This is a genomic window from Inquilinus sp., assembly GCF_039594555.1.
Lineage (GTDB): Bacteria > Pseudomonadota > Alphaproteobacteria > DSM-16000 > Inquilinaceae > Inquilinus.
Genome location: NZ_JBCNNF010000378.1, coordinates 1 through 6,646 on the forward strand (window position 1 = coordinate 1; position 6,646 = coordinate 6,646).

6 protein-coding genes are annotated in these 6,646 nt (G+C 70.4%); 1 reads left to right on the forward strand and 5 read right to left on the reverse strand.

Annotation, left to right across the window (positions count from 1 at the left end):
* From ABDW35_RS29035 to ABDW35_RS29055, 5 genes are all read right to left on the reverse strand, one after another.
* A partial coding sequence (locus ABDW35_RS29035; protein WP_343717334.1) for an ATP-binding cassette domain-containing protein occupies positions 1-480 on the reverse strand: 480 nt, incomplete at its 3' end.
* Positions 477-1,499, reverse strand: coding sequence for an ABC transporter ATP-binding protein (locus ABDW35_RS29040; RefSeq protein ID WP_343717335.1), 1,023 nt, complete (start codon positions 1,497-1,499; stop codon positions 477-479). The genes ABDW35_RS29035 and ABDW35_RS29040, both read right to left, overlap by 4 nt.
* Positions 1,499-2,245: a copper homeostasis protein CutC gene (locus tag ABDW35_RS29045; RefSeq protein ID WP_343717336.1), complete on the reverse strand. Its 747-nt coding sequence runs from the start codon at positions 2,243-2,245 to the stop codon at positions 1,499-1,501. Before ABDW35_RS29045 ends, ABDW35_RS29040 begins: the two co-directional genes overlap by 1 nt.
* Before the next feature lie 23 nt (positions 2,246-2,268).
* The gene (locus tag ABDW35_RS29050) at positions 2,269-3,732 is read right to left on the reverse strand and encodes a M81 family metallopeptidase (RefSeq protein ID WP_343717337.1); all 1,464 of its coding nucleotides are present in this window, start codon (positions 3,730-3,732) and stop codon (positions 2,269-2,271) included.
* 4 nt (positions 3,733-3,736) lie between these two features.
* Complete coding sequence (locus ABDW35_RS29055) at positions 3,737-4,873, reverse strand: ROK family transcriptional regulator (protein ID WP_343717338.1); 1,137 nt, start codon at positions 4,871-4,873, stop codon at positions 3,737-3,739.
* Between the two features lie 126 nt (positions 4,874-4,999).
* Between ABDW35_RS29055 and ABDW35_RS29060 the strand changes: the two genes are divergently transcribed.
* Positions 5,000-6,550 (forward strand): ABC transporter substrate-binding protein, encoded by a 1,551-nt coding sequence (locus ABDW35_RS29060; protein ID WP_343717339.1) that lies wholly within the window; start codon positions 5,000-5,002, stop codon positions 6,548-6,550.
* The last annotated feature ends 96 nt before the right edge of the window (positions 6,551-6,646 follow it).

Below are 6,646 nucleotides of genomic sequence, written 5' to 3' on the forward strand. Positions count from 1 at the left end.
GCCGCCAATGACGCCAGCCATTGACGAGAAGCCAATCAGCATAACGATAGTCAGCGTGACGCCCGCCAGCAGGGTTGGCAACGCTTCCGGCAGTAGCGATTTAAAAATCACATGCCAAAAGACGATCTGCATCTCGCGCCGATAGGCCTGGAAGGCCGCGCGGGAGAGCTTGAGGATGTCGGTGCCGGCGAAGCGCACCGACCCGGCCGTCGGTTCGGTCAGGCGCAGCACCGAGCGGCCGGCCGTGGTCTTGCCGGAGCCGGATTCACCGACCAGCCCGACCACCTCGCCACGCTTCAGCGAGAAGGACACGTCCTCGACCGCGCGGACATGCTGGTCCTTCCGGCCGAACAGCCCGCCGCCGACCGGGAACCAGGTGCGCAGCCCCTCGACCTCGAGCAGCGTCTCGCCCGGCGCCGGGAGATCGATCGTGCTGCGGCGATCCGCGGGACCGGCCCGGTCCTCGACGACGGTGCTCATGCCAGCTCGCTCCAGCGGATGCAGCGCGACATATGCCCGCCGCCGGTGTCGGCCAGCGGCGGCACCGCGGCGGCGCAGGCGTCGATGGCGTGGCGGCAGCGCGGCGCGAAGGCACAGCCGGGCGGCAGCTTCTTCGGGCTCGGCACATTGCCGGGGATCGCCTCCAGCCGCCGCGCCTCGCCGCGGTCCAGCGCCGCGTAGTCGGTGCGCGGCACGCTGTTCAGCAGGCCGATGGTGTAGGGGTGGCGCGGCGACTTGAAGATCTCGATCACGCCGCCCTCCTCCACCACCCGGCCGCCATACATCACGGCCACGCGGTCGGCCATCTCGGCCACCACGCCGAGATTGTGGGTGATGAACAGGATCGACATGCCGATCTCGGCCTGCAGCCGGCGCATCAGATCCAGGATCTGGGCCTGGATGGTGACGTCCAGCGCCGTGGTCGGCTCATCGGCGATCAGCAGCGCCGGGCGGCAGCACAGCGCCATGGCGATCATCACCCGCTGGCGCATGCCGCCGGACATCTGGTGCGGATAGTCCTTCAGCCGCTTGCGGGCCGCCGGGATGCCGACCAGCTCCAGCATCTGCGCCGCCGTCTCCATCGCCTGGCGCCGGCTGAGGCCCTGATGCAGCGCCACCGCCTCGGCGATCTGATCGCCGACCGGATAGACCGGGTTCAGCGACGTCATCGGCTCCTGGAACACCATGGCGATATCGTTTCCGCGGATGCGGCGCATCTCGGCCTCCGACAGCGTCGCCAGGTCGCGCGGCCAGCCGTCGCGGTCGCGGAACAGCATCTCGCCACCGGCGATGCGGCCGGGCGGGGTCGGGATCAGCCGCATCAGCGACAGGCTGGTGACGCTCTTGCCCGAGCCGGATTCGCCGACCAGGGCCAGGGTCTCGCCGCGGCCGATATGGAAAGTGACGCCGTCGACCGAGCGGATCGGACCGTCATCGGTGTCGAAGACGGTCTTCAGGTCCGTCACCGAGAGCAGGACGTCGGGCGCGGCCGCCGCCATCAGGCGCGCGCGGCGCGGATGGTGGCCCGCACCCGGTCCGGATCGGTGACCGTGTTGGTGTATTCGCGCTCCAGATCCGTGCCGCCCATGCCGACATCGGCGTTGCGGAAGACCATGCCGCTCGGCTCCTGTCGCAGGGCGGCGAAGTGCATCTCCTTGAGGCCGGTGGCGCGCCGCACCTCGGCGATGTTGGCCTCGTCCAGGTCGCCGCAGCCCATGATGACGATGCGGTCGCCGGCCTGCTCCACCGCCCGCTTCAGGATTGCGAGCCCGGCCATCGCGTCGGGCCGCTGGCCCGAGGTCAGCACCCGGTCGACGCCGCAGCGGATCAGCGCCTCCAGCGCCTCCTCCGCGTCGCGGGTCATGACGAAGGCGCGGTGGCAGGTGACCTTCATCGGCCGCGCCGCCTGCACCAGCTGCGCCGTGCGGTCCTCGTCGATCCGGCCGTCCGCGGTCAGGCAGCCGATGACGATGCCGGGCACGCCGAGCTCCCGCAGCGCCTTCACATCGGCCAGCATGCTGGCGAATTCGGTGTCGCTGTACAGGAAGTCGCCGCCGCGCGGCCGGATGATGACGTGGAACGGGATGCGGGCGCGGGCCTTCACCTCCAGGATGGTGCCGATGCTAGGGGTCAGGCCGCCCTCGATCAGGCTGGCGCACAGCTCGACCCGGTCGGCCCCGCCCTCCTGGGCCGCCAGGAACCCGTCCAGGCCTTCGACGCAGATCTCGATCAGGGGGGTGGTCATGGAGGGATCTTTCGCAGCAGGAGTCATCGGCCGAGGGCCTTGAGCGACCGGGCGGACCAGACGGGGCGGGGCTGCCAGTCGAAGCCGCGGTCGAAGGGGAAGGTCGGGCGGGTGGTGCGGTGGCGCGGCAGGTGCTCGACATCCTGGTCGACCACGCCGGGCGACAGCGCCATCAGGTTCGGGTTGGCGATCGGCGCCAGCTCCGGCGACAGATAGCCGGATTTCACCACCAGGATCGCCACCTTGGCCGGATGCACGCCCAGCCGGGTGAAGTCGGCGACATTGTGGAACGGCCGGCGCCGGGCGGTCAGCACCACCCGGATGCCGCCGATGCGGACCAGGGCCTGCCGGTCGGCCACATCGACGCCGGGGTCGAGGACTAGCACCTCGGCCTCCGCCTCGACCGGCGTGCTGCCCTTGGTGTCGAGCGTCGCGCCGATGCTCAGGCGCAGCCGGGCGCCGACGCTGGCGGCGAAGCAGGCCTCCGTCGCCGGGTGGTCGGCGATGCCGGCGATCAGCACGTCCCGCGCGTCCCGCGCCAGCAACGCCCGCAGCAGGTCGGCCCGGTCGCCGACGCCGCCGCCGGTCGGGTTGTCGCCGGAATCGGCCAGGATCACGGGGCGGGTCGCCGAGGCGACGGCCCAATCCACACACTCTTCGACGGTGCCGGTGCGGCTGCCGAAGACGAAGTCGTCGCGGGCATCCCAGTAGGCCTGGGCCAGGCGCGTGCCCTCGCGCTCCATCGCCGCCGGGTCGGTGCCGGTCATGATGATCGCGGCGGTCGCCCGCGGCTCGTCGGCCCAGACATAGCCGACCATCATCGAGGCATCGAGGATGCCGTCGACGGCGTCGACCGCGGGCAGTTGCGCGTAGAGCGACTTCGCCGGCTCGTCCACCGTGCTCGTGCGCTCGCCCGGCCACAGCACCGGCACCGGCACCCACAGCAGCAGCGGCCGCACGCCCTCGGCCAGGCGGCGCATCAGCAGGCTGACGGCGCGGCGCTTGGTCTCCTCCACATCGATATGCGGCGCGGTGCGGTAGGTCGAGAACATGTCGAGCGCGTCGATGATGCGCTGGCTGACATTGCCGTGCAGGTCATAGCTGGCGCTGATCGGGCAGTCCGGTCCGACCGCGGCACGGGCGGCCGTGATCCAGTCGCCCTCGGCATCCTCCATGCCCTCGACATTCATGGCGCCGTGCATGGCCAGGTACAGGCCGTCGACCGGCCCCAGCGCCTTCAGCCGCTCCAGGAACTCGGCCTTGAACGCCTCATAGGTGGCGCGGGCCACAGGGCCGCCGGGGATGGCGCGGGCATGCAGCGTCGGCAGGAATTCCGCGTCGTAGTCGCGCAGCAGGGCGAAGGACGGGTCGGCGGTCAGCGCGTCGCCGCGCAGCACGCGGAAATCCGCCTCGGTCGCCAGGACCGGGCTGTAGGTGCTGCATTCGGTGTGGATGCCGCCGACGGCAATGCGCGGAGGGGATGCCATGTCTTCAACCTTCTTCGGCGCGGGTCAGGAACTTCTGGGCGGCGATGCTGGCGGCGCCGCGGGCCCACAGGTCGCGGGTCGCCTCATGGAAGCGGATGGTGGTCGACGCGGCGAGGCGCGGCAGCACATTGGCCTCGATCGCCTGGCGCGTGACGATGCGGAACAGCGGGCCCATCGCCCCTTCGACATCGACGATCAGCACGAATTCCGGGTCGTTGACCTGGATCACATGGGCGATGGCCAGGCCCAGCGCCGCGCCGGCCCGGTGCAGGATGGCGATGGCGTCGGCATCACCCTGCGCCGCCAGCGCCTCGACCTCCGCCATCGTCTCGGCCGCGAGGCCGCGGGTGCGCGCCTGGGCCAGGATCGCCTGGCGCGGCGCCACGGTGTCGAGGCAGCCGCGCTTGCCGCAGCGGCAGGGCAGGCCGCCAGGCTCGATCGTGCAATGCGCGATCTCGCCGGCGCCGCCGCCATGGCCGCGATACAGCGCCCCGTCGACGTAGTGGGCGCAGCCGATGCTGTCGCCGAAGGTGACGGTGGTGAAGGTGCGGTGGTCGCGCGCCAGCCCGTACAGCCGCTCGCCGGTGGCGACGGCGTTGGCGTCGTTCTCCAGGAAGGCCGGCACGCCGGTCGCCTGCTCCACCACCGCCGCCACCGGCAGGTCGATCCAGCCGAGATTGGTGGAGTGCAGGCAGCGGTCCTGGTCGTGGCTGACCAGGCCGGACAGGGCGACGCCGATGCCGCGCAGCCGCTCGGCCGGCACGCCGGCCTCGCCCAGCAGATGCGGGATGGCCTCGCGGATGGTGGCGGCGATCGCCTGCGGATCATTCGACCAAGGCGCCGTGCGCTGGCCCAGCACCGTCCCCTGCAGATCGGCCAGCACCAGCGTCGCCGGCTCCTCCACGATCGAGGCGCCGATGAAATAGCCGTGGGTCGGGTTCAGCCGCAGCAGGATCGACGGCCGGCCCTGGCGCGACGGGGCCGTCTCGCTCTCCTCCAACGCGCCGTCCCGGATCAGCTCGCGGCTCAGCCCCGTGATCGCCGCCTTGCTGAGTCCGGCCAGCACCGCGAGCTCGGACCGGCTCAGCGGCCCGTGATCGGCCACGGCCTTCAGCAGCGAGCGTTTGGAGGGGTTGGCCATTCGCCTCGGTTTCCGGTGCGTTCGGCTTGACAGTTAGTTTAGAAATTGAATTTAATCAAGCCGAAGGCTTCATCAATCTAACAAAGTCGGCGGATACCCGGACCGATTCAACCAACGGGGGACGAGATGGCATTTGTGATCGACCGGCGCGGCGCGCTGGCCCTGGGCGGGTCGCTGGGACTGGCGGCGCTGCTGCGCGGCCATGGCGCGCTGGCCGCCGACGCCTCGCAGATCGTGATCATGCAGAGCGAGGCGCCGCGCAGCATGGACCCGGCGGACCAGACCGCGACCTACACCTCGGCCCTGCTGGAGCCGATGTATGAGGGACTGACCGGCTACAATGAGAAGATGGAGCTGGTGCCCGTCCTGGCCACGAAGTGGGAGGGCGACGCCACCGGCACCACCTGGACCTTCACCCTGCGCCAGGGCGTCAAGTTCCATGACGGCGAGCCCTGCGACGCCGACGCCGTGATCGCCAGCTTCGCCCGTCACCTGGACGAGAAGCGCGGCCTGGCGGCCAGCGGCCGCTTCCGCGCCGTCATCGCCGAGGTCAAGGCCACCGGCGCCGATACCATCCGCTTCACCCTGAAGCGCCCCTACCCCGCCTTCCTCAAGCTGATGGCCGTGGCCTCGGCCTCGATCGTCAGCCCGAAGGCCGACAAGGCCGGCACGCTGGGCCGCGCCGCGGTGGGCACCGGCCCGTACAAGCTGACCGAGTACAAGTCGGGCGAATACGTGCTGGAGGAGGCCAACGCCGACTACTGGGGCGACAAGGCCCCGACCAAGACCCTGAAGTGGATCTGGACCCAGGAAGCGGCGGTCATGAACATGGCCGTGCAGACGGGCGATGCCGACATCGTGGTGCCGCTGCCGCCGGTCTTCGCCGCGCCGATCAAGGCCAACCCGGAGCTGGCGTTGATCGAGGGCAACCCGACCTCGGTGTTCTGGGTGGCGCTGAACTGCAAGCTGGCGCCGCTGGACGATGTCCGTGTCCGCCAGGCGCTGAACTTCGCCACCGACCAGGCCGGGCTGGTCAGCAACCTGCTCTACGGCTTCGGCCTGCCGGCGAACTCGCCGCTGTCGCCCGCCGTGTTCGCCTACGACAAGACGGTCGAAGGCTACAAATTCGACATCGCCAAGGCCAAGGCACTGCTGGCCGAGGCCGGCCATGCCGACGGCATCACCATCACCGTCGCGGTGCAGGAGCCGGAGGCGAATATCGCCGAGATCCTGCAGGGCATGTGGGCCCAGGCCGGCATCACGCTCAACATCCAACGGATGGAGAGCGGCGTGTGGACCGCCGCCGCCTTCGGCAAGCCGGAGGAAAAGGCGGCCCAGGGCGTGCACAGCGTCATCGCCTCCTGGTCCACCGGCACCTTCGACGCCGACCTGCAGCTAAAGCCACTGTACTACACCGACAGCTGGTCGCCGAAGGGCGCCAATCTCGGCTTCTACAGCAACCCCGAGCTGGACGGCATCCTGGACAAGGCCGGGTCGTCGACCGACGAGGCGGAGCGCAGGACGCTCTACGCCAAGGCGCAGCGCATCATCGTCCAGGATGCGGCGCATGTGCTGCTGTACTACCCGAACGACCTCGCCGCCGCCCGCGCCGAGATCAAGGGCGCCTGGCTGCAGCCCGGCGGCCAGATCGTCCCGGCCCGCGCGACGAAGGCTTGAGTCGAAGCATGAAGCTCACCCCCTCCGTCGCTCCATCCGAGTCCCCCCTCCCCTCGCGGGAGGGGGCTAGGGGGAGGGGGTTGCCGCCGTCTGAGC